The following is a 23,466-nucleotide window of genomic DNA, read 5'->3' on the forward strand; positions in this document are numbered from 1 at the left end:
GCGCGGGCTCGCCGCGGGCGGACTCGGGCCCGGTCGGCGGGGGCGGGCAACCCGACAACCACCCCGGCTCCCCATGGTGCGTGTGGATTTCGGGTGCGGATCGCACCCGAAATCCACACATCGCCTCAGGCCACCGCGAGGTCGCGGATCAACTCCGACGGCGTCATCTGTGCGTACGGGAAAACCACGTGCAGCGAGGTGCCGTCGCCGGGCCGGTCGGACAGCGCCACCGTGGCGTGGTGCGCGTCCAGGATCCGTTTCGCCACGGCCAGCCCGCGGTCCGGGCCGGGCACGTCAGCCGGGTTCGCGATCGCGCCGTAGTACAGATGCGGGAACAGTTCGGGGCGCATGCCGTCCGGCAGATCCATGTCGTCCAGCCGTACGGTCGGGCCCGACTCCATCTCCGTGCCCACCCGGACCCGGCCGCCCTCCGGGGTGTACTTGACCGCCGCGAAGAGCAGGTGCGTCAGCACCTGCTCGAGCCGGACCGGATCGGCGATGATCGGCAGCGACGGGCCGCCGGCCTGGTTCAGGATCCAGATGTGCTTGCTGGCCGCGATCGGCCGGACCGCCTCCACCGCCCGCTGCGTGACCCGGGTGAGGTCGCACTGCCGCATGTGCAGGCTGTCGCCGCCCAGCCCGGCGTCGGCCATCGAGGTGAGATGGTCGATCAGCTCCCGGAACCCCCGGCAGTGCGCCGCGGTCGCCCGGCCCACCAGGTCCGCCATCTCGGCGTCGTGGAAGCCGGTGTCGCCGAGCCGGTCCAGATATGCCGACATGAGCCGCAGCGACGACCGCAGCTCCCCGCCGACCAGCCCGGCCAGATCGTCCTTGCGGCGCTCCAGCTCCTGCAGGCGGGCCGTGGTGTTGGCCAGGGCGAAACAGTAGCGGCGCAGCTCCAGCTGAGCGGTCACCTGCCGGGCCAGGGCACGCAGCGCCTGCTGCTGCTCCATGTCCAGCCGGCGCGGCTCGTTGTCGAGCACGCAGAGCGTGCCGAGTGCGAACCCGTCGGTGGTCAGCAGCGGCGCGCCGGCGTAGAACCGGACACCGTCCGCGGCGGTGACCGCCGGATTGTCGGCGAACCGGGCGTCCTCCCGGGCGTCCGGAACCAGCAGCAGGTCACGGCCGAGGATCGCGTGAGCGCAGAAGGACGCGTCCCGGGAGGTCTCGGCGAGTTCCGAGCCGGTACTCGCCTTGGCCCACTGCCGGTCGGCGTCGACCAGGCTGACCATCGCCATCGGCGCCTCGCAGACCCCGGCGGCCAGGGCGACGATGTCGTCGAAGTCCTTCTCCGGTGGGCTGTCGAGGATGTCGAGGGAGTAGAGCGCCGCCAGACGCTCGATCTCGTTGTCGGGCAGGGGTGCTTTCATGTGGGTCACCTCCGAGACTTGCTCCAGAGATACCACCAAAAAGTAGCTATTTTCGGGTTTTAGCGGTGCTCCGTCGGTGTGACGTAGCGGGCAGGACAGGAAAGAGTTATCCGAGCGGTCGTATGCTTCGCGGCCATGAGCACCGACCAGTTCGTCTGTCGCGCCTGCGGCGGAGTGCACAGCGGCCCGCCGCTCAGCTTCGCCGCACCCGCCCCGGACTTCTGGCAGCCGGAGATGACCGGTGACGAGGCCTGCCTGCTCGACTCCGACCTCTGCGTCATCGCCGGCGAGCAGTTCTTCGTCCGCGGCCTGATCGAACTCCCGATCTGGGGCACCGAGGAGAGCTTCACCTGGAGCATGTGGGTCTCGCTGAGCCGCCCCAACTTCACCCGCGCCGTCGACGTCTGGGAACAGCCCGGCCGCGAAACCGAACCACCCTGCTTCGGCTGGCTCTCCAACGCGATCGCCGGCTACGAGCCGTCCACGCTCAACCTGCGCACGAACGTGCACACCCGGCCGGTCGGGCAGCTGCCCTACATCGAGCTGGAACCCACGGATCATCCCCTCGCCGTCGAACAGCGCAACGGCATCTCGATGGCCCGGGTCGAAGAGATCGCCTCATTCCACCTGCACAACCTCAGCGAACACCTACCCGGCCGCTAGCCACCTACCGGGCCGGCCAGCAAAGTCGAGAACCGCAGCAAAGCGCAACTGGCCGCAAGCCCGACCGCGCTGCAAGCGCAACCACGCTGCAAGCGCAACCACGCTGCAAGCGCAACCACCGTAACGCGGGGTTTCCGGGGGCTCGGCCCCCGGAGCAGATATGACGAGGGCGACCCGGTCCGCGCTTTACGCGGACACAGATCGCCCAGAGAACTCGTGGAGCTGAGGGGATTTGAACCCCTGACCCCCTCGATGCGAACGAGGTGCGCTACCAGTCTGCGCCACAGCCCCTTGGTCTTCCGGCGAGTTGCCTCACCGTGGAACCGCAGCAAGGCTAACAGGTCATCCGCCGGGGCCGCGAACCGACCCTCCCAGATCAGGCCAGCCGATGGAGGGGAGATGCCACGGGCGCCTGCTCGGCCGTACCTCTGCGATGAGATCAGGCCGTGTGGTGCCGGCCGCCGGCTTCGTAGGGGCGGCCGCGCAGGCCGCCTCGGCGGCGGTAGGAGACCGAGCCGCCGTTGGCGGCCAGCGGCAGGTCGGAGGGCTCGCGGTCGAGGCCCATGGCGGCGCGCCGGACCGATTCGCGCTGGGCGGCCAGGCGGCGCTGGGCTTCGCGGCGTGCGGCGGCGCGGCGGGCCTGTTCCCGGCGGACCTCGGCTTGGCGGGCCGCGAGCCAGGCGGCTTCGCGGGCCTGGATGCGGCGGCGCCGGCGGTCGGCGATGGCGCGGTTGCGCAGGTGGACCAGGTAGGCGCCGAGGAGGGTGGCGGTGACCGCGAAGCTGATCCAGAAGCCGGGGCCGACGGCGAGGACGCCGACGAGTTCGATGGCGTTGAGCAGGACCAGCGCGGCGAAGACGCGGCGGCGGCGGACCACCGCCGGGGTGCCGCGGCGGCGGGGTACGCGAACCGGCCGCTTCCCGGTGACCAGGCGAAGCCGCCGCTGAGGCGGGGCGGGATCACCCGTTGGGGCGGGTAGCGTAACCGTGACCTGGCGGGCGGGGTTGATCGGTCGGCGTCCGGGCACGGTGCGGAGACGGCGGCGGCGTTGTAGCACCCGCGCCGTCGACGACGCCCGCTCCGCGGCCAGTCGCTCGGTGGCGTCGTACCGGCGGACGAGCGCCGGGGCGAGGGCGAGCAATCCGGCTGCGGCGAGGACGGCGAGGAGCACCGAGGTCGGCACCCTCACCCCTCCGTTCCACCAGAAAAGATGACGCGACGAATGCGAGGTTACGGGCGGTAGCCGTGATATTTCGCGCGCCGCGCCGGTAGCGTCGCGACGTACAAGATCATTTGCTGGCGCGTACGCGCTTCCAGCGCGACAGCAGACCGCCCTCCGCGGCGACCTCTTCGCTGGTCATCGCATATCCGAGGTGGTCGCGCCAGCCGCCGTCGATGTGCATGTAGCGCTGGTGGTATGCCTCCTCGCGGAATCCCAGCTTTTCCACGACACGGCGGCTCGGCCCGTTCTCCGGCCGGATGTTGACCTCGATGCGGTGCAGTCCGCCGGGCCCGAACGCGTGGTCGACGGCGAGCGCCAGCGCGGTCGGGATCACGCCGCGGCCGGCCACCCGGTAGTCGACCCAGTAGCCCGCGTACGCCGAGGCGAACGCCCGCCGCACGATGTTGCCCAGGTTGACGTGCCCGACGAGCCGTTCCTGGCCGTCCTCGAGCAGGCAGACGGCGAACGGCATGCTGTCGCCGCGGCGGGCGGCGCGTTTCATGTCCCGGTAGACGAAGCCGAAGGCGCGTGGCGAGTTCATCTCGGCCCACGGGCCGGGCGGCGCCGACTCCCAGGGCGACAGCCACGCCTGGTTGGCGACCCGCACGTCCGACCAGGCGCGGGCGTCACTGCGCTTGTAGGGGCGTAACAGCACCGGCCCGTCCGCCAGCACGGCGGGCCAACCGGGCGTGGCCCCCAGCATTCATCGCCTCCGGTCGAGCAGCAGTACGTCCACGGTCGATCCCGCGGCCGCGGTGGTGACCCGTTCACCGAGCACCAGCAGGCCGTTGGCCTCGGCGAGACCGGAGAGAGTGTACGGCCCACCGGCGAGCGGCTGCACCGTGTAGCCGCCCCCACGCCGTTCCGCGACGTGCGCCGGCCGGAACTCGCGCAACCCACCGGGCGACGAGACGGTCTCCAGCAGGTGCGCCTTGACGCTGGGACGGAAGACCGGTTCCGCCCCGGCGAGCAGCTGAATCACCGGCCGGGCCAGCACCTCGAAGCCGATCAGCGCGGCGCCGGGCTCGCCGGGCAGGCACACCACCGGCACCTCCTCGCCGCCGACCGTGCCGAACCCGAGCGAGGTGCCGGGGCAGAGCGCGACGTCGGTGAACTCCACCGAGCCACGGCCGGTGCCGGGCCGGGACAGCACCCGGCGCAGCATGTCGCCCGGGCCGGTGCCGGTGCCGCCGGTGGTGATGATCAGGTCGGCCCGCAGAGTCTGGTCCTCCAGCAGGCCGCGCAGGCCTTCCGGGTCGTCGTCGCAGATGCCGATCCGGTACGCCAGGGCACCCGCCTCCACCGCCGCCGCGGTCAGCGCGTGCGAGTTGGCGTCGACCACCTGGCCGGGCTGGCTGGGACGGCCCACGTCGACGAGTTCGTCACCGGTGGCCACGACCACCACCCGCGGGCTGGGCCGGACCATGACGTGCCCGATGCCGGCGGCGGCGAAGGTGGCCACCATCGGCGGCGTCACGTACGACCCGGCGGGGGCGAGCATCTGCCCGACGGCCAGTTCCTCGCCGGCCCGGCGTACGCCCGAGCCCCGTTTCGGCGCGTGCATGATCTCCACGGCCGCCATGCCCTGATCGGTCCAGTGCACCGGCACCACGACGTCGGCGCCGATCGGCAGGGGTGCCCCGGCCGCCACCGAGAAGCAGGTGCCGGGGGTGAGCCGGACCGGGCGCCAGCTGGCCGCGCCCAGGTCGCCGACCACGTTCAACCGGACCGTACGGGTGGTGCTGTCGAACTGCCCGAACGACGGGTGCGACCCGATGCGCCCGGCACCGGCCAGGTCTTCCCATCGGGCCGCGTACCCGTCGATCGCGGCCTGGTCGAAGGCGGGGAACGGGTGCGGCGCGACCACGTCCGCCGCCAGCACGTTCCCGTGTGCCTGGGTGAGGTCGAGGTCGAGCGGAGGCAGCGCCCGCAACCTGCGCAGCACGCTGCCCAGGTATTCGGCGAGAGGCATCAGCTCGTTGGCGGCCGCCTCGGCATCGGCCGTAGCGGTCATCCCTTCTGACCACCGACGAAGTCGGTGAGCCAGGCGCGGAACTCACTGCCCAGGTCGGACCGCTTGACCGCCAGCTCGACGACCGTCTGCAGGTAGCCCAGCGGCATGCCGGTGTCGTAGCGGTGCCCGCGGTAGACGATGCCGTGCACCGGGGTGCCCTCGGCGAGCAGCGTCGCCATCGCGTCGGTCAGCTGGATCTCGCCGCCGGCGCCCGGCTTGGTGTCGGCGATCGTCTCGAAGATCTTGCCCGGCAGCACGTAGCGCCCGATCAGCGCCAGGTTGCTCGGCGCCTCCTCGGGCGCCGGCTTCTCGACCAGGCCGGTGATCTTGACGGTGTCGGAGTCACCGGTCCGCTCGACGGAGGCGATGCCGTACCGCGAGGTCTCCTCCGGCTTGACCTCCAGCAGCGCCAGCACGATCCCGCCGGTCTCGGCCTGCAGGTCCAGCATCGCCGGCAGCAGCGGCTGGTCCTCCTCGACGAACTCGTCGCCGAGCAGCACCGCGAACGGCTCGTCGCCGACGTGCGAGGCGGCGGTGCCGACCGCGTGCCCGAGGCCGAGCGGCTCGCCCTGCCGGACGGTGTAGATGTCGGCCAGCTCACTCGTGCGGCGGACGGCTGCCAGGCGCTCCTGGTCGCCCTTCTCCTCCAGGCGCTGCTCCACGTCGGGGCGCCGGTCGAAGTGGTCCACCATCGAGGTCTTGCCGCGACCGGTGACGAGCAGGACATCGGTGATCCCGGCCTGGGCGGCCTCCTCGACGATGTACTGCAGCACCGGCCGATCGACCACCGGCAGCAGCTCCTTGGGAACCGCCTTGGTGGCCGGCAGGAACCGGGTGGCGAGACCCGCCGCCGGAATCACTGCCTTCACCGCGCGCTTCTTCGTCGTCATTCAGTCACCGCACCTTCGCTGAATCGTGCCCGGGCATGCCGCGAGACTATCGGCCACGGACCGGTCGCGGCGGCTGCGGCCCGCCGGTGCCGATGGATTCCCGCTCCGCAAGTCGATACGTGTCTCTACCCGAGTTCTTCGCGGCGTAAAGCGCTTCGTCTGCGGCGTCCAACACTTCTTGCGCGGTGCTGCCGTGCTCGGGGAAGACCGCGATGCCGATCGAGACGCTGATCGGGATGCGGTCGTCCAGTCCGGGCCGGCGCGGATCCACCGGGACCGGCCAGTCGCGCACCGCGGCGCCGAGCCGTTCCGCCACGATCACCCCGCCGTACGCGTCGGTCTCCGGAAGCAGCACCACGAACTCCTCCCCGCCCTGGCGGAACGCCACGTCCACCTCGCGCAACCCGATCCGGATCCGGCGGGCGAACTCGCCCAGCACCTGGTCGCCGGCCGTGTGCCCGTAAGTGTCGTTCACTTCCTTGAAGTGATCCAGGTCCAGCACCAGCACGGTGAGCATCCGGCCGAACCGGCTGGCCCGCTCCACCTCGCGGCGCAGCACCTCACGCAGATAACGGTAGTTCCACAGTCCGGTGAGCGGGTCGGTCAGTGACAAACGCTGAGCTTCCTCGTGCACCCGCACGTTGTGCACCGCGACACCGGCCTGACCGGCGAAGGTGCGCACGGTCCGCAGGTCGGCGTCGTCGAAGGCGGGGCCGCCGAGCCGGTCGTAGAGGGCCAGCACGCCCAGCGCCCCCGGCTCCAGGTCGGTCTCCGAATCACTCGGCGGGGCGCAGATCGGCACGGCCAGGTAGGACTCGCACGCCGGTTCGTCGGGGGCGGCTCCGGTCGTACCGCGCAGCGGCGAGCTGGTGGCGGCGACCGTTCCGAGCACGCCGCGCCCCGGCACCAGACGGCGTTGCGCCAGGTCGGTGTCGGAGAGATCCCAGGATCCGGTCAGCCCGGCGCCGCACCGGGCGGCCAGCCGCCCGTCCGCCGGGTCGGCGAGCAGGATCAGCCCGGCTCGGGCGCCGGTGGCCGTCATCGCGGTCCGCAGGATCACCGGCAGGATCCGGTCCAGGTCGTGGGTGCTGGACAGGGTGTCGCCGAGAATCGCCAGATGCCGGCGCAGCTGGTCCCGGCTGGCGGTCAGCGCCTGCACGTAGGACTGCAACTCCCGGGTCATCCGGTTGAACGTGCCGGCCAGCCGCCCCAGCTCGTCCGGACGCGGAATCGGCACCCGGGTGTCGAGATCGCCGTTCGCCACCCGGTCGGCCGCCCAGGCCAGGTCGCCGAGCGGGCGGGTGGTGGAGCGGGCCAGCCAGCGGGCGGCCAGGACCGCGGCCACCGCGGTGACCAGGACGATCAGGAGCAGCACGACATATCGCATGGTGGGATCGCCGGCCGGGACACTCAAGGTCAACGGCAGCGGCTGGCCGGGTTCGCTGGTCAGCCGCCGGGTGGCGGTGCCGTCGCGGTTTGCGGCGGTGGCGCCGAGCGTCACGCCGACCCCACCGGCGGCGCCCAGGCGGTCCAGCAGGGCGGGATCGATCCGCTGGGCGGCGATCACGGTCAGATCTTCGGCGTACGCGGATGCGCTGACCGTGGTGAGAGTCTGGTCGCTGGCTCCCGTACCCGCCGAGCTCGGGCCGGCGCAGTCCGCGCTGGAGACGATGCCGGTGGAGCGCTGGTGCAGCGCCGAGCCCCCGCTGCGGCCGGTGGGCGCGCCGGGCTCGCGGGCCGGACCGGTCAGCCGGACGTCGGTGGCCAGGCCGCGAGCGATCAACTGCTCGGCGACCGTGGACCGCTGCGCTTCCGGAACCACGGCGACCGAGTCCGCCACCGCCTGCAACTGGCGGCACAGGGCGCCAACAGCCGCGGTGACGGTGGATGCGGCGTGGTCGAGGCGCTCCGCGGTCCGCTCCCGGCTCACGGCGCCGACAGTCAGGGCGACGAAGATGGACCCGAGCAGGACCGGACCGAGCACGACCACCAGAAACGCGCTGGTGAGCCGGCCACGTAAAGTCACACATCCTCCCGGGAGTGGCCCTCTTGTCCAGCGATGCTGACATAGTGTGCACCGTTTGCCGCTTTTCAAAAGGGGGTGTTGCATGTCGGATTTAGCCGCTGACGCGGAAAAATCACCACAAAACAAGATCGCGCTGCGCGCTCGGCTGCTCACAGCCCGTAGATCGCTCTCGGCCCCCGCCCGCGCGGCCGCAGCCGCGAAGATCCAAGATCAAACCCTCGACCTGGTACGCCGAAAAGCCCCCCGCACCCTGGCGGCCTACGTGCCGATCGGCGCCGAACCGGGCGGCCCTAATCTGCCCCTGCTGCTGGCCGCCGCCCTCCCCGAAGGCAGCCGCCTGCTCCTGCCCGTCCTACTCCCCGACAACGACCTGGACTGGGCCGCCTTCACCCTTCCCTCCCCCACCGCCGTACCACCCTCGCCGACCAGCGCCGATTCCGTGCGGCCTCGCTCCGAGGCCTCCTCGGCGGCGGGCACCTCCCGAGCGCAGCACGCCTTCCCCGGGCTCCGTAGCGGCCCGCGCGGCCTCCTCGAACCGAACGGCCCACGTCTCGGCGTCGACGCGATCCGGGAGGCCGATCTGGTGCTGGTCCCCGCGCTGGCGGTGGGCCGCGATGGCACCCGTATGGGCCGCGGCGGAGGCTCCTACGACCGGGCCCTGGCCCGCCTCCCGACCCCCGGCCCGCTCATCGTCGCGCTGCTCCACGACGGCGAAGACATCGAGGTAGTCCCGACCGACCCCCATGACCGCCGAGTTCATGCTGTGATCACTCCCACCGGCGGCTTCTCCCTCAAGCCGGACCCGGAGTGGACGAATTGACCTCCGATGCCGCAACATTGGCACTCGGAGTTGGCGAGTGCCAGCAGCCGAACGATCCGGAGGAGCCGTGCCTACCTACCAGTACGCCTGCACCGAGTGTGGTGAGCAGCTCGAAGCCGTGCAGTCCTTCTCCGACCCGGCGCTCACCGAGTGCCCGAACTGCCACGGCAAGCTCCGTAAGGTGTTCAACTCGGTCGGTATCGTCTTCAAGGGTTCCGGGTTCTACCGCAACGACTCCCGCTCCGGCAGCGTGAGCGCCGAGAAGTCGGGCAGCGGTTCCGGAGACTCGACCCCGAAGAAGCCGGAGACCACGTCGACCTCCTCGTCGACCGCCACTCCGGCAGCCGCGTCCTCGTCGAGCACGTCGTCGAGCTCCAGTTCCTCCTCGACCACGAAGGCCGCCGCAACTTCCTGACGCCGCCACACCAAGCGCGCCGAGCCTCACGGCCCGGCGCGCTTTCCTGTCACCCAACCCCTGGCCCGGCGCGCATGCTTGCCACCGCAACCGCGGCCCGGCCCACACACCCGCCACCGCACGCCGGCCCGGTGTTCATTCCTGCCACCGCACCCCGGCCCGGCGTTCATTCCGGCCACCGCAACCAGGCCCGGCGCGCATGCCTGCCACCGCAACCCGGCCCGACGTTCATGCCTGCCCCCGCAATCCGCGACCCGACACGCGTGCCTGCCACCGCGGCCTCGCTCTTGGCGGGCGTCCTTCGTCCCATACGCACCAGGTCGGCAGGATCGTCTGTCATCCGAGCCGCCGGTCCTGCGTGCTTACGCCGTCCCGCGCCGCCCACTCAGCGCCCAGCCTTCCCCGCCTGGCCTCCTTGGCCTGCGCCCGACGCCTACCGAGCCCTACCAAGATCAGCTGAGATTTCGGCCGTTGTCCACAGCTCCTGGCTGTCCACAGGCTGTCCCGCCTGCCGCCGGCAAAGCGCCTAGCGTCGGCCTTCCATGGCGGTGCGGCGAGTCAGGAGGCCAGATGTCCCGTTCCAACTCCGCCCGGCGAGGCGATCGCCTCGATCCGGTGCGGTGGCGCGGACCGAGCCGCGGTTCAATGCTGCGACTGCTCACCGTCGCGGTGTTGTTGATCACAGCAGCGGCCGTGATGTGGATCCGCCCCACCTCATGCACCCCGGCAACGATCTCCGCCTCAGCCTCACCACCCGCGTCGAAGTCCCTTCGCCCAGCAGCCAGCCCCGGCCTCGGCACCGGCACCGGCACCGGCACCGGCGTCCCACCGGGCAGCGTCGGTGTCCCGGTCCGCCTGGCCGATCCCGCCGCGCTGGCCGTGGTCCGCCCCGGCAACCGAGTCGATCTGCTCCGCCTCGACGACGACGGCGGACGCCGCACCACGCCGGTGGCCAGCGACGCGCTCGTCCTGGAAGTCACTGGCAAGGACGATCCGGTGACCGGCGGCCTACTGCTGGCCCTCGCCCCCACCGACGCCGAGCGAGCTCTGGCAGCCCCCGGCCGCGGTTTCGCCATCCTGATCAGGCCCGGCTGATCCCGACGCCCAGCGCACGCTGAAGCACGACTGACAGCCGGACGCAGTCACAGGACCCAGCCCGGCACGGCGCGGCTTGCAGGCTGGTTCGGCTTGCCGGCTCGGCGCCGCTTGAGGTCGGATGCACTTGGAGACCGCCGCTTCGGAGGCCCGACGTGGCCGGGGACTTACCGCCGGCTGCGGGCTTGGCGCCGGCGGTTCAGTCCCAGTGGGGCGGGCGGTCTTCGAGCAGGCGGTCGTCGTTGGAGTAACCAAGCTCGCCCCAGCCACGCTCGGTGTCGTCACGAGTCTGGTCGGGCAGGACCGGCGCCTCTTCGGACTCGAAGTCGACCTCACGCTCGGCGTCGTTGTCCCGCTCCGGGTCATCCAGGATGTCCACGACTACGAGGGTAAGCCGACAGCGGCGCAGCCGTCGTCCCCCTCCGGCTGTACCGTCGGTGAACGTGAGCTCCCCCACCCATGATCCGGACGACGCCTTCTGGCAACGTCCGGACGATTCCGCCGACTCCCTCGGTCGCCCGCCCCGGGACGAGCCGCCCACTCCTGAATCAGCCGGCTACCAAGGGCCGCCTCGAGCGGAGCCGCCCGCCCCGAGTTGGCGGCCTCCGACGATCGCGAACCCGCCGGCCCCGCGCAGCATGCCCGCTCAGGACATGGACGCCCTCGACGAGGCCGAGGGCTCCGCGCGCACGGTGACCTACGGCATCGGCCTGGTCGCCGGCGCGATCGCGATCGTCCTGACCTGCCTGTTCTGCTCGCGCATCCTGTTCTGAGCGGCGTCCCGGGACATCGCGCCTAGTAGGTGCCCCAGACCGCGGTCGCGCCGGAGTCGCCGGTCTTGAAGACGTAGTAGCCGTTGACCGCCGCCAGGACCACGACGACCACCGCGAACGCCGCCTCGGCGAGCTTGGGCAGGGCGCGCGGGTTGCGGGTGGTCAGCACGACCAGGATCAGGGCGACCACGCCCAGCGCGATCGACACCCAGGTGGTGAGCGTGCCGTAATCCATGTGCTGGTCGAGAATCTCCCGGCCGCGGGGCGACACCCGCTGCTCACCGATCAGGCGGTTGTACAGCTCGGTGCCGGAGAGCTTCGCGATGAAGGCCGAGGCCGGCGCCACCACGGCGAGCAGCGCGACAGCCCAGCCGAGCTTGGGCCGCCACGGACGGACCAGCGCGTAGACGGCCGCCCCCAACGCCAGCAGGGGTACGAAGATGACTGCGGCGTGCAGCACGAGGATATGTACCGGCAAACCGTTGACCTGGTCGAACACCATTCCTCCTCGATCCGGACATTCGCGGGGTCTTGCAGGATCCGGTCGTGCGCGCAAGCTTAAGAGTTGTCTGACGGCGCAAACATCCCCTCGTGACAATCTTGTGGCCGGATGGAGCCCGCTGTGACGCCTGCCCGGTTGGTGAATCGGCCCGATCGTGTTGTCATGGACCGATGCCCACCGGTGCAGAACTCCTGCGTAACCACGGCTTGCGGGTGACCCGGCCGCGGCTCGCGGTGCTCGAGGTCCTCACCGCGGGCGGGCACCTCGAGGTGGACGACATCGCCCGGCAGGTCCGGGCGCGGCTCGACTCGGTTTCCACCCAGGCGGTGTACGACGTGCTCGGCGCACTCTCCCGCGCCGGTCTGGCCCGCCGGATCGAGCCGGCCGGTAGCCCGGCCCGTTTCGAGGCGCGGGTCGGCGACAATCATCATCACATCGTGTGCCGGGGCTGCGGCGAGATAGCCGACGTCGACTGCGCCACCGGCGAGCCGCCCTGCCTGATCCCGAGCAACGATCACGGGTTCACCCTCGACGAAGCCGAGGTCACTTTCTGGGGCCTCTGCCCGGCCTGTCAGGCCGGCCGGGAAGCCGATATCAGCGCCTGATCGCCGGCGCGTGGCAGGCTGGAGAGCATGACGGGAGACGTCGGGCTGTTCGGGCCGGATTCGGTCACGTGGAAACTGCACCGGGAACCCATCCTGATGCTGGGCGGGTTGCGATCGCTCTACCTGCAGGCGCTGCACCCGCGGGCGGTCGCCGGGGTCTCACAGAACTCGGGATACCGCGCTGACCCCTGGGGCCGGCTGATGCGCACGTCGGACTACGTCGGGACGGTGATCTACGGCAGCACGGACGAGGTTCGTGAGGCCGCCGCCCGCCTGCGCCGGCTGCACGCCCGGATGACCGCGGTGGATCCGCGCACCGGCGAGCGTTTCCGGATCGACGAGCCGGATCTGCTGCGCTGGGTGCACGTCGCGGAAGTCGAGTCGTTCCTGAGCACCGCGGTCCATGCCGGGGTGCAGCTCACCGACGACGAGGTCGACGCCTATTTCACCGAGCAGCTGCGCGCCGCCGAGCTGGTCGGGCTGGACCCGGCCACCGTGCCCGGCACTGCTGCCGAGGTCGCCGACTACTACGCCACCCTGCGCCCGGAGCTGGGCCTCACCCGGGACAGCGCGGAAGCAGCCTTCTTCCTCACCGTGCCGCCGGTCCCCGACACGTGGGGCGGCCGGGCACTGCGCCTCGGTCTCACGCTCGGCCCGCCACGCTGGGCCTACCTCGGCATCGCCAGCACCGCGATCGGCCTCCTGCCGCCCTGGGCCCGCAAAATGTACGGCGGCCTGGGCTGGCCCACCACCGACCTGGCCGCCCGCCTCTCCGCCCGCGGCCTGCGGGCGCTGATCGCCACGGTCCTGTCCACGCTGCCCAAGCAATACCGCATCGCGCCGATGCGACAGGCCGCCCTGGAGCGCGCCGGCCTGGCCTGAGCCGCGCCCTCAAAGCCGGCAAGCCGCCCAGGAAGCACGCCAGCCCAACCCGAGCCGAGCCACACGAAGCCGGCAAGCCGCCCAAGAAGCACGCCAGCCCAACCTGAGCCGCGCCACACGAAGCCAGCAAGCCGCCCAGGAAGCACGCCAGCCCAACCTGAGCCGCGCCACACGAAGCCAGCAAGCGGCCCTGGAAGCACGCCGGCCCAGCCCGAGCCGGACCGCTCAAAGCCAGCAAGCCGCCCCGCAAGCACGCCGGCCCAGCCCGAGCCGCGTCAGGCTGCGCCGAGGTGCTCGACGGCCGCCCACGGCTCTTTGGCCACCGCTTCCGAGCCGGCTGGGCACACCTTGCGGAAGTCGCACCAGCCACAGAGCGAACCCGGATTGGTCGGAAACGACTCGTCCGGATCGGCGCCGGCGGCCACCGCTTTCTCCGCCGCCATGATGTCGACCGCGGTCTCTTCGGCCCGGCGCACCTGCCGGGCCAGCGACTCCTCGGTGTGCTCGTGGGCGGCCACCGTCCCGGTCGGCAGATGGTGCAGCTCCACCCGGTAGCACGGCCGCCGGAAGACCCGCTGGGCGGCGAACGCATACAGCGCGAGGGCCTGTGAACCCCGGGCGTCGTCGGCATCCAGACCCGAGCGCCCGGTCTTGTAGTCGACGATCACCGCTTCCGGACCCTCCGGCCCGCTGCGGGCGTCGATCCGGTCGGCCCGCCCGTTGAGCGCGAGGATCGACGTCTTCGTCGCCACACCCCGCTCGACGCCGAGTGGCTCGTCGGCCGGGTCGAGGGTGGCCACGTAGGACTCCAGCCAGGCCAGCGCGCGGTAGTAGACAGCCCGCTCCTGGTCGACGTCGCGGTATCCCTCCCGTACCCAAGTGGCTTTGAGCAGGGTCGGGAGCGCGCCTGGCGCGCGCCGATCGGTCGGCAGTGAGAACCAGTTCTTCAAGGCCGTGTGCGTGCTCGCGCCGAGTGAGTTGTGTGCCCACGGCGCGCCCTTGGGTGGGCTGGGCCGGTCAACATAGGTGTATCGATAGCGCCGGGGGCAATCGATGTAGGCCCCGAGCTTGCTCGGTGTGCAGACGAAGAGCCGCTCGGGCATGCCGGCGAAGCCGAGCTGCTCGGGGACGGCGGCTCCGGGTCTCGTGGCACGGGATCTGGTGGGGGGCACACGACAATCCTGCCAGCACCCCCCGACAAGAAATTCAGAGCAGCGCCGAGTACGACTTCACGAAGGCGAAGACGGCATCCGCGATGAGCTGGACCGCGATGGCCGCCAGCAGCAGGCCGGCGATGCGGGTCAGCACCTCGATGCCGGCCGGGCGGAGCAGTTTGACGATCACCCCGGAGAAGCGCAGGACCAGCCAGACGGTGGCCATCACGGCGAGGATGGCCGCGGCCAGGATCAGATATTCGTCGGTGCTCTGCGCCCGCTGGACGAAGAGCATGGTGGCGACGATCGCACCCGGCCCGGCCAGCAGCGGGGTGCCGAGCGGGACCAGCGCGACGTTGCTCGTGCCGACCTGCTCCTCGGGCTGGTCCGTCTTGCCGGTGAGCAGTTGCAACGCGACCAGGACCAGCAGCAGACCGCCGGCCGCCTGCAGCGCCGGAAGCTGGACGTGCAGGTAGTCCAGCAGGGTCTGACCGGCAACGGCGAAACCGACGATCACGCCGAGGGCCAGCAGCACGGCCTGGGTGCCGGCCCGGTTGCGGGCCTTCGCGGGCAGGGTCCCGGTGAGCGCGAGGAACACCGGAACCATGCCGGGCGGATCGACGATCACCAGCAGGGTCACGAAGAACTCGCCGAACAGCTTGAGGTTCACCCGATCAAGGTATGGGCCCGCACCTTCGGGCGCAGGCCGGTGCGGCGATCGTCACCCCAGCACAGGCACGCCGGTCGCGGCCGCGACGATTTTCTCGTACGCCTCGGGGGCCGTGCGGAAGGCGCCCAGCGCGACCGTCTTGTGCGTACCGTGAAAATCGGATGATCCGGTGACGACCAGGCCGAGCCGTTCGGCCAGAGCCCGCACCTGCGCCCGCTCCGCGGGCGTGTGATCCTCGTGGTCGGCCTCCAGGCCGAACAGGCCTTCCTCGGCCAACTGCACGATCAGCTCGTCAGGCACGACGCGACCACGAACCGTCGCCCGCGGATGCGCGAAAACCGCAACCCCACCGGCCGCGCGCACGGCCCGCACCGCTTCAAAAACTTCAAGATCAGACTTCGGTACGAAGTACCGCGCGCCGAGCCACTTGGAGGCGAACGCCTCGGTGGTGGTCCGCACCAACCCGGCCCGGATCAGCGCCTGCGCGATGTGCGGCCGCCCCACCGAACCGCCCGCCGCATAACCGTGCACCTCGGGCCAGGTGATCGGCACGCCGTCCCCCCGCAGCTTCGCGACGATCTTCTCGGCGCGCTGCTCGCGGTCCTCGCGCAGGCGCACCAGCTCCTCGGCCAGCATCGGTTCCGCCGGATCGAAGAGGTAGGCGAGCAGGTGCAGGGGAATGGCCGGCTCGGTGCCGAACCACCGGCAGGACAGCTCGGCGCCGCGGACCAGGCGCAGGCCGGCCGGCAGGTTCGCCGCGGCCTCGGCCCAGCCGCCGGTGGTGTCGTGGTCGGTGATCGCCATGACGTCCAGCCCGGCCTCGGCGCCGGCACGCACCAGCTCAGCCGGGGTGAGTGTGCCGTCGCTGGCGGTCGAGTGACAGTGCAGGTCGATGCTGGTCACCGCAGAGCTCAGGCGTCTTCTCCCTCGTCGTCCTTGCCGAGCCGGGCCTCGACGGCCTGCGGCTCATACATCTCCTCGACGACGCGCAGGTAGAGCTCGTTGGGGTTGGGCAGGTGCTTGACCTCGCGGAGCGCCTGATCCTGACCGGCCGACTCCAGCACGAACGTGCCGTAGCTGAGCATGCGGCCGAGGGCGGACTGTTCGTACTTCATGTCGGTGACCCGCAGCAGGGGCATCATCGCCACCTTGCGCGTGATGATGCCGTTGACCACCATCACCCGCTTGTTGGTGAGGATGAACCGATCGAAGTACCAGTCGAAGACCTTCCAGGCGACCCAGCTGATCACGCCGAGCCAGACCAGAACCGCGACGGTGACCATGCCGTCGATGTTCTGCCGGGTCAGGAAGCCGGCCAGGTAACCCAGGGCGAGCGTGGCTCCGGCGCCGATGCCGATCGGGCCGGTCAGGTGGATCCAGTGCCGTTTCCACTCGCCGCGGTAACGCTCGGTCGGGAAGAGGTAGCGAGCGACCAGTGTGGTCGGCTCGTCCTCCAGAGGGAGGAACCGTCGGGGGCCGCCGCTGCGGTCGAGCCCCTCCAGTTCCTCCTCGGTGAAGCTGGGAGCCTCATACTCTTCCGGCTCACCGTACGGATCGCGCTGACGTGCGTACGCCTGCTGATCGTCGGCGTAGGGATCAGCGCGCGTGTACTCAGGATCGTCCTGGTACGCCGGGTCGTTGTACCCGAAACTCGCATCGTCGTCCTGAGGGCGCCCTGCACCCTCACGTCGCGGGTCGCGCGGCTCGCCAGGATCCATGTAGCGATGCTATGCGACGAGATCGGTGAAGAACGTGCCGAAGCCTCGTGCGATGTCCGCGATCGTGCCTCCGAGTGACTCGAAGACCGCCGCGGCGGATCTCGGGTTGAAGGCGATGAAGAAGATCAAGAATGCAATACCAAGCCAGGTGAGGACCTTCTTGACCATGGGGGCCTTCTCCTCCGGTGCGGGTGACGTTCAGCGCCGCGGCAACACTGACGGTATCAGCTTCGTCGCTCCGTGTGAACAAAGTGTCCGAAAAGCCGATTGCCCACCCCGCGAGTCACACCTAAGAGGTCAGGCACGACCGTGCAGGTAGGGCGACGGCGCCCCGAACACCAGCTCGGGCGGCACCCCCTCGGAGAGGTCGCGCAGAACGACGTGCTCCGCGAGAAGATAGCCCGCGCTTGCGGGCCACGCTACCGCATAGAGCCACATTCCTTTTGCCTCACTCACGTAGGCACTTCGATCTTCAGGAGACTTGACGCACCACAGTGGAGTCGGATGCCCCGCCGCCTTGATCTTCGCGTGCGGACCACAGTGCACGCCCCGGTCGGTCAGCGCCTCGGCGAGCAGATGCCCGGGATCGATGCCGGGGATGCCGGCGAACCGCGTCCCCAGCCCCACGCCCGGTTGCTCCGCGATCAGGACCAGATCGGCCGGCCCGCCACCGAGCGGCTCCGGGCCACTGCAGGCCAGCGCGGTCGCCCGAACCCCGAAACGGTCGTCCCCCGACCAGGCGACGCCGGTGACCATCCACCCCGTGGGCAGCGGCCAGGGACACCAGAGCGGTATCCGCTCCGCGCTCGACGCCGACTCCCGCAGCACCGCTCCGACGATCTCCGCACTGATGTGTTCGGCGACATGGAACGGCGGAACGTCGCCACAGTTGTCGCACCGCCAGTTGCTGTGCATCAGGTCCGGCTTCCGAACCTGAGCAGCGCATCTGGGGCAACTCACCGTGACACCCACACTCCATACCGTGCGGGTCGCGGGAGTCCCCGTCAAGCGGATCGGCAGAACACGGGTCGATCCGGGTCAGGCGGGAGGAGGACCGGCATGCGCCCGGATCCACGCGTGCATGGCGATCCCGCTGGCGACACCGGCGTTGATGGAGCGGGTCGAGCCGTACTGCGCGATCGAGAAGAGCTGCGAGCAGGCCGCCCGCGCGTGATCCGACAGACCGGGGCCTTCCTGGCCGAAGAGCAGCACGCAGCGGCGCGGCAGCGTGGTGGTCTCCATCGGGCGCGAACCCGGCAGGTTGTCGATACCGATCACCGGCAGGCCCTCGCCGGCCGCCCAGTCCACGAACTCCTCGATCGTGGGGTGGTGCCGCACATGCTGATAGCGATCGGTGACCATGGCGCCCCGCCGGTTCCACCGGCGCAGGCCGACGATGTGCACCTCGGCGGCGAGGAAGGCGTTGGCGTTGCGCACCACGGTGCCGATGTTGAGATCGTGCTGCCAGTTCTCGATGGCGACATGGAAGTCGTGCCGGCGCTTGTCGAGGTCGGCCACCACGGCTTCCCGGCGCCAGTAGCGGTAGCGGTCCACGACGTTGCGCCGGTCACCGGCCTCGAGCAATTCGGGGTCGTACTGATCGCCGGCCGGCCAGGCACCCATCCAGGGACCCACGCCGACCTCGGTGGATTGCTCCTCGCCCGCCGTGGATTGTTCCTCGCCCGCCGTCATGGGGCGTTAGGCTACTCATCCGCTCTTGCGCGCTCGCGAGTGATCAGCGAGGGTGTGAGCCGGACGGCAGGAGACGCAATGAGCGGCGGGGCCCTCCCCGGCACCCGCCGCCCACGCTCTGTTGAGAAAGAGTTTGCCTTACCGTCCGTATCCATGTGAAGGACTTTCAGATGTGACCCAGCTCACATTTAGGTTTCTTTACTGTTCCGAGTGGTTCTTGGTCGCGCTCCCATGGCTTGCGCCTGCGCTGGACAAATCGCCTAGATCACTCGACGCGGGGCAGATTTCGCGCGCGGCGAGAGTCGTCAATCAGACACTGAGCGCCTACTTTCAGTTACGATGAGTTGCCCCTGCCGCCGCGTGATCCACACCGGAAGGTGCCGTACGACACGTGTCGCCGCCACCGGATCGGGAATGGTGGAGGGGGTACCAGGAGTTTCACCGGACGAAAGCGATTCCCGCAGACGGAGGCATCATGGCGACGGTTACGCTGACCGCAGCGAACTTCGACGAGGTCACCGGCAAGGACGGCATCGTCCTGGTCGACTTCTGGGCCAGCTGGTGCGGGCCTTGCGTACGCTTCGCGCCCACCTATGAGCGCTCCTCGGAGAAGCACCCGAACATCACCTTCGGGAAGGTCGACACCGAGGCCGAGCAGGCGCTGGCCGCGAAGTTCGACATCCGCTCCATCCCGACGATCATGGCGGTCCGCGACGGTGTCGTGGTCTTCGCGCAGCCCGGCGCACTTCCCGAGTCCGCGCTGGAGAGCCTGATCGAGAAGGTCGAGCAGCTCGACATGGAAGAGGTGCGCGAGCAGATCGCCGCACACCGCAAGGCCGCGCACGGCGAGGCGGAGAAGGCCGAGCCCTCGGCCAAGGAGGAAGCCGCCGCCGGCCGCAGCTGAGCCCGGGTAAGCCCCGAGAGGCCCGCGGATCGAGTCTTCGATCCGCGGGCCTTTCTCGTGCACCGAAGTTGTCCACAGGGCCCGGCGAGGGTGATGGACAGTGGATCGAACGTGTGTTCGAATACCTGCCATGCGATGGTCCCATCTGTCGGCTCGCACCGACGACGGCTCGCCCATGGACAGGGCAGCGCCGGCGGCCCCACCCCTGCCGCTGGCGCTGCCCGGCGCGACCGTCCGCACCTTCGACACACCCGGCTTCGCCGGGATGACGTTCTACGAGGTGCGGGCGAAATCGCTGATCAACCGGGTTCCGGGCGGTTCCCGGGTGCCGTTCGAGTGGACCGTCAACCCCTATCGCGGGTGTTCCCACGCGTGCACCTACTGCCTGGCCGGTGACACGCCGATCCTGCTGGCCGACGGCTCCACCCGGCCGCTCGCCCAGATCCGGCCCGGCGACGCGGTCATGGGCACCATGGGGGCCGGTCCGCACCGGCGCTATGTGCCGACCACTGTGCTCGACCACTGGGCCACCAGCAAGCCCGCGTTCCGGGTCACGCTGACCGACGGCACCCGGCTGGTCTCCAGCGGAGATCACCGCTTCCTCACCGACCGCGGCTGGCGGCACGTCAGCCCCACCGAGCCGCACCAGCCGGCTCTCGCCGTCGGCGACCTCATGTTCGGGGTGGGCCGCTTCGCCGAGCCGCCCAAGGAATCCCCCGACTACCAGGCCGGCTTCCTCTGCGGGCTGCTCCGCGGTGACGCGTCGGGGGCGGGCGCGGCGCACGAGGGCGACGCCTGGATCCGCGCCGACGGTTACCTCGACGACGTCTCCCTCACCGAGGCGCTGCGCTGGCCGGAGCTGCCCACCGGGGATTGGTTCCGCGGGTTTCTGGCCGGCGCGTTCGGCGCGGTCGGGCACGCCGACCGGCTGGCGGTGGTGTTCGAGAGCGGCGACGCGGCATATCTGCGGCGGGTCGCCGAGGCACTCACCCACCTGGGCTTGGTCGCCCGCAGCCCGGTGCGTCCGCGTGCCTTCGCCGGCAACCGTGGGGCGCCGGCTCCCGGGCGTGTCGAGACCGAGCGCCATCTGGAGGCCGCACTGCGGTTCCGGCATCTGACCGGTGCCTCCCCGCTGCCGCTGGACGCTTCCGGCGTCGGCGTGCGCACCGAGCGACGGCTCGCCGTGGCCGACATCGAGGATCTCGGGCTCACCCTGCCGCTCTTCGACATCTCCACCGGCACCGGCGACTTCATCGCCGACGGCGTGGTCAGCCACAACTGCTTCGCCCGCAACACCCACACCTATCTGGACATGGATTCCGGGGCCGATTTCGACTCCCGCATCGTGGTGAAGGTGAACGCCGGCGAGCTGATCCGCCGTGAGCTGGCCGCCCCGCGCTGGTCCGGCGCCGCGATCGCGATGGGCACCAACGTCGATGTCTACCAGCGCGCCGAGGGGCGTTACCGGTTGATGCCGGAGATCCTGGCGGCGCTGCGTGACCACGCCAACCCGTTCTCGATCCTGACCAAGGGCACGCTCATCCTGCGCGATCTGGAGTTGCTCGAGCAGGCCGCGCGGGTGACTCGCGTCGGTCTCTCGGTCTCGGTCGGGTTCGTCGACGAGACCGTGTGGCGCTCGGCGGAGCCCGGCACCCCGAGCCCACACCGCCGGCTGGAGGTGGTACGCCGGCTGACCGACGCCGGTTTCCGGGTGGGCGTGCTGATGGCGCCGATCCTGCCCGGGCTCACCGACACCGACGAGTCCATCGACGCGACCGTGGCCGCCATCGCCCGGGCCGGTGCGACCAGCGTGACGCCGCTGGCGCTGCATCTTCGCCCCGGGGCCCGCGAGTGGTATGCGGCGTGGCTGGCCCGGTCCCACCCGGAGCTGCGGCCTCGATATCGCGAGTTGTTCGGCAACGGGTCCTACCTGCCCCGGGCCTATCAGGACGAGATCGCCGCCCGGGTGCGCATGGCGGCCCGGCGGCACGGGCTCCACCGGCCGGAGCCGGCCGAGGCCCGCCGCGTCACCGACCCGAAGCCAGGCCCGGCGCCTGCGCGCGGCCGGCGGCCACGCCCGGTGGAGAGCTCGGACCAGCTCACGCTGCTCTGAGCTGTGCTCTCGCGATCACCGCTCCCCACCGTCCCGTGAACGAACGGAGGCTGATGATGATCGAAGCTGGCTGCGCCCGCAGTGAGGCCCGGCGGACGGATGAGGACGCCGGCAAGCCACCGAACCGAGCCTTCCCATGCTCGCGCTCCGCCTGCGTCGCGCTGGTCAGCTGAGGGCTGCTTGATCGCCGGGTTGTGGTGACGCGGGCCGGCCGGCGGCAGCGCGGATAGTGTTGATGTATGCGGAGCGCTCAGCAGATCCTGGCGGACGCGAACGTCATCGCCGTCGTCGGCGCGTCGAGAGACGCCCACAAGCCGTCGCACACCGTGCCGTTGCAGATGCTGCGGTACGGGTGGCGGATCATCCCGGTGAACCCGTTCGTGGACGAGGTGTTCGGCGTCAAGACGGTGCCCACCCTGGCCGACATCGGCGAGCCGGTCGACCTGGTCGACATCTTCCGTCCGGCGCACGACGCGGTGGAGGTGGTCCGGCAGGCGGCCGCGATCAAGGCGCCCGCGGTGTGGCTGCAGAGCGGGATCGTGTCGGCCGAGGCGCGGCGTATCGCTGAGGAGGCCGGCATGGACTACGTCGAGGACCGGTGCCTGGCTGTGGAGCGTGCGGTGGGGCAGCTCACCAAGCTGACCTGAGCCGACAAGCCGGGGCAGAGGCCGAGGGCGGCTCGCCAGGCGCGGGACGATCGCAGGGCGGACTGCGCGGCGGTTGGCGCGCTGCCGCGGTCTAGCTGCTGAGCGGGCGTTGGCCGGGGCAGAGACCGAGGGCGGCCCGCCAGACGCGGGACGATCGCAGGGCGGACTGCGCGCCGGTTGGCGCGCTGCCGCGGTCTAGCTGCTGAGCGGGCGTTGGCCGGGGCAGAGACCGAGGGCGGCTCGCCAGGCGCGGGACGATCGCTGGGCGGACTGCGCGGCGGTTGGCGCGCTGCCGCGGTCTAGCTGCTGAGCGAGCGTTGGCCGGCGCAGAGCCTGTGCGGTCTGCCTTGGGCCGCGGCGACCGGTGTGCTGGCCGGATTGGGCAGCACACCGGAAGCGGGATCAGCGGAACTGGGCCTCGCGGACGCTGTTGCCGCCGTCGACGACGAGCATCTGGCCGGTGATGTAGGAAGCGGCGGGTGAGCACAGGAACGCGACCGCGGCGGCGACCTCGTCGGGGGTGCCGGGGCGGCCGATGGGTGTGCCCAGGCCCTGCTTGATCTCGGTCACCGTGGAGGCGGCCGTGTAGATCGTGCCGGGGGCTACGCAGTTGACGTTCACGCCGTCGGCGACCAGCTCCATCGCCAGGGCGCGGGTCAGGCCGACCACGCCGGCCTTCGCGGCGGCGTACGCCGCTTCGGTGGGGAGGGCGTTGACCGGGCCGGCGGTGGCCGCCAGGTTGACGATGCGGCCCCAACCGCGTTCGGCCATGCCGCCGACGAAAGCGCGGCTGCATAGGAAGGCGGTGCTCAGGTTCCGATCAATTTCGGCCCTCCACTCGTCGAGCGTGAGCTGGGCGACCGGCCGCAGGACCTCGGGGCTGGCCCGGCTCGCCAGGCCGGCGTTGTTGACCAGCACCTCGACATCGCCGAGCTGGTCGGAGATGGCGTCGGCCAGCGCGCCCACCTCGGACTCGTCGGTGAGGTCGGCGACGAAACCGGTCACGCCGAGCTCCGAAGCGCGCTCGTGGATGCGGCGGGTCGTCGACACGATCGCCACCCGGGCGCCGAGGTTGCGCAGGCGGCGGGCGGTCGCGTACCCGATGCCGTCGGGGCTGCCGGCACCGGTGACCAGGGCGACCTTGCCGTCCAGGCGCAGGGTGACGGGCGCCTCGCCGGCGTCCTCGATCTCTGCTTCCACGACATCCACCATGTCCGGCTCGTCGGGGCGTTCCGTATCCCCACCGGGCGCGCCGGAGCGGGGTGGTCGGCCGTCAGCGGGGCGGGTGGCG

Annotated in this window: 25 protein-coding genes, 1 tRNA gene and 1 pseudogene; 9 read left to right on the forward strand and 18 right to left on the reverse strand. The window is 70.8% G+C overall.

Annotation, left to right across the window (positions count from 1 at the left end):
* Positions 1–125: 125 nt before the first annotated feature.
* Positions 126–1,370: a GAF domain-containing sensor histidine kinase gene (locus tag AB0F81_RS40870; protein ID WP_360207228.1), complete on the reverse strand. Its 1,245-nt coding sequence runs from the start codon at positions 1,368–1,370 to the stop codon at positions 126–128.
* A gap of 135 nt (positions 1,371–1,505) precedes the next feature.
* On the opposite strand from AB0F81_RS40870, the gene AB0F81_RS40875 reads away from it, so the two are divergent.
* The gene (locus tag AB0F81_RS40875) at positions 1,506–2,033 is read left to right on the forward strand and encodes a DUF2199 domain-containing protein (RefSeq protein ID WP_360207231.1); all 528 of its coding nucleotides are present in this window, start codon (positions 1,506–1,508) and stop codon (positions 2,031–2,033) included.
* Positions 2,034–2,250: 217 nt separating this feature from the next.
* Here AB0F81_RS40875 and AB0F81_RS40880 read toward each other — a convergent pair.
* The 6 genes from AB0F81_RS40880 to AB0F81_RS40905 form a co-directional block, all read right to left on the reverse strand.
* Positions 2,251–2,324, reverse strand: a tRNA-Ala gene (locus AB0F81_RS40880).
* A 148-nt stretch (positions 2,325–2,472) separates the two neighbouring features.
* The gene (locus tag AB0F81_RS40885; protein ID WP_360207233.1) at positions 2,473–3,222 is read right to left on the reverse strand and encodes a hypothetical protein; all 750 of its coding nucleotides are present in this window, start codon (positions 3,220–3,222) and stop codon (positions 2,473–2,475) included.
* A 100-nt stretch (positions 3,223–3,322) separates the two neighbouring features.
* A complete protein-coding gene (locus AB0F81_RS40890; RefSeq protein WP_360207236.1) occupies positions 3,323–3,958 on the reverse strand; it encodes a GNAT family protein in 636 nt (211 codons plus the stop codon).
* Positions 3,959–5,269, reverse strand: a complete 1,311-nt coding sequence (gene glp, locus AB0F81_RS40895; RefSeq protein ID WP_360207239.1) for a gephyrin-like molybdotransferase Glp — start codon at positions 5,267–5,269, stop codon at positions 3,959–3,961.
* Positions 5,266–6,159 carry a UTP--glucose-1-phosphate uridylyltransferase gene (locus tag AB0F81_RS40900; protein WP_360207242.1) on the reverse strand — a complete coding sequence of 298 codons (894 nt, stop codon included), beginning with the start codon at positions 6,157–6,159 and terminating at the stop codon, positions 5,266–5,268. Before AB0F81_RS40900 ends, glp begins: the two co-directional genes overlap by 4 nt.
* 46 nt (positions 6,160–6,205) lie before the next feature.
* Complete coding sequence (locus tag AB0F81_RS40905; RefSeq protein WP_360207245.1) at positions 6,206–8,185, reverse strand: diguanylate cyclase; 1,980 nt, start codon at positions 8,183–8,185, stop codon at positions 6,206–6,208.
* Between the two features lie 82 nt (positions 8,186–8,267).
* Here AB0F81_RS40905 and AB0F81_RS40910 point away from each other — a divergent pair, with 82 nt between their 5' ends.
* Together AB0F81_RS40910 and AB0F81_RS40915 are read left to right on the forward strand one after the other, a co-directional pair.
* Complete coding sequence (locus tag AB0F81_RS40910) at positions 8,268–9,005, forward strand: 5-formyltetrahydrofolate cyclo-ligase (RefSeq protein ID WP_360207247.1); 738 nt, start codon at positions 8,268–8,270, stop codon at positions 9,003–9,005.
* Between the two features lie 67 nt (positions 9,006–9,072).
* Positions 9,073–9,213, forward strand: a pseudogene (locus AB0F81_RS40915) (FmdB family zinc ribbon protein); the annotation flags it as partial.
* A gap of 14 nt (positions 9,214–9,227) precedes the next feature.
* Here the strand turns inward: AB0F81_RS40915 and AB0F81_RS40920 are convergent.
* Positions 9,228–9,434, reverse strand: a complete 207-nt coding sequence (locus AB0F81_RS40920) for a hypothetical protein (RefSeq protein ID WP_360207291.1) — start codon at positions 9,432–9,434, stop codon at positions 9,228–9,230.
* Between the two features lie 631 nt (positions 9,435–10,065).
* Between AB0F81_RS40920 and AB0F81_RS40925 the strand changes: the two genes are divergently transcribed.
* Positions 10,066–10,515 carry a hypothetical protein gene (locus AB0F81_RS40925; protein ID WP_360207250.1) on the forward strand — a complete coding sequence of 150 codons (450 nt, stop codon included), beginning with the start codon at positions 10,066–10,068 and terminating at the stop codon, positions 10,513–10,515.
* A 199-nt stretch (positions 10,516–10,714) separates the two neighbouring features.
* Here the strand turns inward: AB0F81_RS40925 and AB0F81_RS40930 are convergent, their stop codons facing one another.
* Together AB0F81_RS40930 and AB0F81_RS40935 are read right to left on the reverse strand one after the other, a co-directional pair.
* A complete protein-coding gene (locus AB0F81_RS40930) occupies positions 10,715–10,894 on the reverse strand; it encodes a hypothetical protein (RefSeq protein WP_360207253.1) in 180 nt (59 codons plus the stop codon).
* Between the two features lie 416 nt (positions 10,895–11,310).
* The gene (locus tag AB0F81_RS40935) at positions 11,311–11,790 is read right to left on the reverse strand and encodes a DUF2231 domain-containing protein (protein ID WP_360207256.1); all 480 of its coding nucleotides are present in this window, start codon (positions 11,788–11,790) and stop codon (positions 11,311–11,313) included.
* 170 nt (positions 11,791–11,960) lie between these two features.
* Here AB0F81_RS40935 and AB0F81_RS40940 point away from each other — a divergent pair, with 170 nt between their 5' ends.
* Complete coding sequence (locus AB0F81_RS40940; RefSeq protein ID WP_360207258.1) at positions 11,961–12,395, forward strand: Fur family transcriptional regulator; 435 nt, start codon at positions 11,961–11,963, stop codon at positions 12,393–12,395.
* Between the two features lie 27 nt (positions 12,396–12,422).
* The gene (locus tag AB0F81_RS40945; RefSeq protein WP_360207260.1) at positions 12,423–13,277 is read left to right on the forward strand and encodes an oxygenase MpaB family protein; all 855 of its coding nucleotides are present in this window, start codon (positions 12,423–12,425) and stop codon (positions 13,275–13,277) included.
* 275 nt (positions 13,278–13,552) lie between these two features.
* Here the strand turns inward: AB0F81_RS40945 and AB0F81_RS40950 are convergent, their stop codons facing one another.
* The 7 genes from AB0F81_RS40950 to AB0F81_RS40980 form a co-directional block, all read right to left on the reverse strand.
* The gene (locus tag AB0F81_RS40950; protein ID WP_360207283.1) at positions 13,553–14,380 is read right to left on the reverse strand and encodes a PD-(D/E)XK nuclease family protein; all 828 of its coding nucleotides are present in this window, start codon (positions 14,378–14,380) and stop codon (positions 13,553–13,555) included.
* A gap of 103 nt (positions 14,381–14,483) precedes the next feature.
* A complete protein-coding gene (locus AB0F81_RS40955; RefSeq protein WP_360207263.1) occupies positions 14,484–15,101 on the reverse strand; it encodes a MarC family protein in 618 nt (205 codons plus the stop codon).
* A gap of 51 nt (positions 15,102–15,152) precedes the next feature.
* Positions 15,153–16,004: a PHP domain-containing protein gene (locus tag AB0F81_RS40960; RefSeq protein ID WP_360207265.1), complete on the reverse strand. Its 852-nt coding sequence runs from the start codon at positions 16,002–16,004 to the stop codon at positions 15,153–15,155.
* A gap of 8 nt (positions 16,005–16,012) precedes the next feature.
* Entirely contained in the window at positions 16,013–16,819 is an 807-nt protein-coding gene (locus AB0F81_RS40965) for a PH domain-containing protein (RefSeq protein WP_360207267.1), read from the reverse strand.
* A 9-nt stretch (positions 16,820–16,828) separates the two neighbouring features.
* Entirely contained in the window at positions 16,829–16,987 is a 159-nt protein-coding gene (locus AB0F81_RS40970; protein ID WP_360207270.1) for a hypothetical protein, read from the reverse strand.
* Between the two features lie 129 nt (positions 16,988–17,116).
* The gene (locus AB0F81_RS40975) at positions 17,117–17,791 is read right to left on the reverse strand and encodes a DUF6758 family protein (RefSeq protein WP_360207273.1); all 675 of its coding nucleotides are present in this window, start codon (positions 17,789–17,791) and stop codon (positions 17,117–17,119) included.
* Between the two features lie 66 nt (positions 17,792–17,857).
* Positions 17,858–18,511, reverse strand: coding sequence for an RNA methyltransferase (locus AB0F81_RS40980; RefSeq protein WP_360207275.1), 654 nt, complete (start codon positions 18,509–18,511; stop codon positions 17,858–17,860).
* A 475-nt stretch (positions 18,512–18,986) separates the two neighbouring features.
* Between AB0F81_RS40980 and trxA the strand changes: the two genes are divergently transcribed.
* From trxA to AB0F81_RS40995, 3 genes are all read left to right on the forward strand, one after another.
* Positions 18,987–19,415: a thioredoxin gene (trxA, locus tag AB0F81_RS40985; protein WP_360207278.1), complete on the forward strand. Its 429-nt coding sequence runs from the start codon at positions 18,987–18,989 to the stop codon at positions 19,413–19,415.
* A 175-nt stretch (positions 19,416–19,590) separates the two neighbouring features.
* Positions 19,591–21,528, forward strand: a complete 1,938-nt coding sequence (locus tag AB0F81_RS40990; RefSeq protein ID WP_360207286.1) for an intein-containing Rv2578c family radical SAM protein — start codon at positions 19,591–19,593, stop codon at positions 21,526–21,528.
* Positions 21,529–21,767: 239 nt separating this feature from the next.
* Complete coding sequence (locus tag AB0F81_RS40995; RefSeq protein WP_360207280.1) at positions 21,768–22,175, forward strand: CoA-binding protein; 408 nt, start codon at positions 21,768–21,770, stop codon at positions 22,173–22,175.
* 402 nt (positions 22,176–22,577) lie between these two features.
* Here the strand turns inward: AB0F81_RS40995 and AB0F81_RS41000 are convergent, their stop codons facing one another.
* Positions 22,578–23,387: an SDR family NAD(P)-dependent oxidoreductase gene (locus AB0F81_RS41000; protein WP_360207288.1), complete on the reverse strand. Its 810-nt coding sequence runs from the start codon at positions 23,385–23,387 to the stop codon at positions 22,578–22,580.
* Positions 23,388–23,466: the final 79 nt, after the last annotated feature.

Source organism: Actinoplanes sp. NPDC024001 (genome assembly GCF_040638955.1).
GTDB lineage: Bacteria > Actinomycetota > Actinomycetes > Mycobacteriales > Micromonosporaceae > Actinoplanes.

Coding starts and splice junctions, on each gene's coding strand:
- AB0F81_RS40870 (WP_360207228.1), bottom strand. CDS start 1,370: ATGAAAGCACCCCTGCCCGACAACGAGATCGAGCGTCTGGCGGCGCTC.
- AB0F81_RS40875 (WP_360207231.1), top strand. CDS start 1,506: ATGAGCACCGACCAGTTCGTCTGTCGCGCCTGCGGCGGAGTGCACAGC.
- AB0F81_RS40890 (WP_360207236.1), bottom strand. CDS start 3,958: ATGCTGGGGGCCACGCCCGGTTGGCCCGCCGTGCTGGCGGACGGGCCG.
- glp (WP_360207239.1), bottom strand. CDS start 5,269: ATGACCGCTACGGCCGATGCCGAGGCGGCCGCCAACGAGCTGATGCCT.
- AB0F81_RS40900 (WP_360207242.1), bottom strand. CDS start 6,159: ATGACGACGAAGAAGCGCGCGGTGAAGGCAGTGATTCCGGCGGCGGGT.
- AB0F81_RS40910 (WP_360207247.1), top strand. CDS start 8,268: ATGTCGGATTTAGCCGCTGACGCGGAAAAATCACCACAAAACAAGATC.
- AB0F81_RS40925 (WP_360207250.1), top strand. CDS start 10,066: ATGCTGCGACTGCTCACCGTCGCGGTGTTGTTGATCACAGCAGCGGCC.
- AB0F81_RS40935 (WP_360207256.1), bottom strand. CDS start 11,790: ATGGTGTTCGACCAGGTCAACGGTTTGCCGGTACATATCCTCGTGCTG.
- AB0F81_RS40940 (WP_360207258.1), top strand. CDS start 11,961: ATGCCCACCGGTGCAGAACTCCTGCGTAACCACGGCTTGCGGGTGACC.
- AB0F81_RS40945 (WP_360207260.1), top strand. CDS start 12,423: ATGACGGGAGACGTCGGGCTGTTCGGGCCGGATTCGGTCACGTGGAAA.
- AB0F81_RS40950 (WP_360207283.1), bottom strand. CDS start 14,380: ATGCCCGAGCGGCTCTTCGTCTGCACACCGAGCAAGCTCGGGGCCTAC.
- AB0F81_RS40965 (WP_360207267.1), bottom strand. CDS start 16,819: ATGGATCCTGGCGAGCCGCGCGACCCGCGACGTGAGGGTGCAGGGCGC.
- AB0F81_RS40970 (WP_360207270.1), bottom strand. CDS start 16,987: ATGGTCAAGAAGGTCCTCACCTGGCTTGGTATTGCATTCTTGATCTTC.
- AB0F81_RS40980 (WP_360207275.1), bottom strand. CDS start 18,511: ATGACGGCGGGCGAGGAACAATCCACGGCGGGCGAGGAGCAATCCACC.
- trxA (WP_360207278.1), top strand. CDS start 18,987: ATGGCGACGGTTACGCTGACCGCAGCGAACTTCGACGAGGTCACCGGC.
- AB0F81_RS40990 (WP_360207286.1), top strand. CDS start 19,591: ATGGACAGGGCAGCGCCGGCGGCCCCACCCCTGCCGCTGGCGCTGCCC.
- AB0F81_RS40995 (WP_360207280.1), top strand. CDS start 21,768: ATGCGGAGCGCTCAGCAGATCCTGGCGGACGCGAACGTCATCGCCGTC.
- AB0F81_RS41000 (WP_360207288.1), bottom strand. CDS start 23,387: ATGGTGGATGTCGTGGAAGCAGAGATCGAGGACGCCGGCGAGGCGCCC.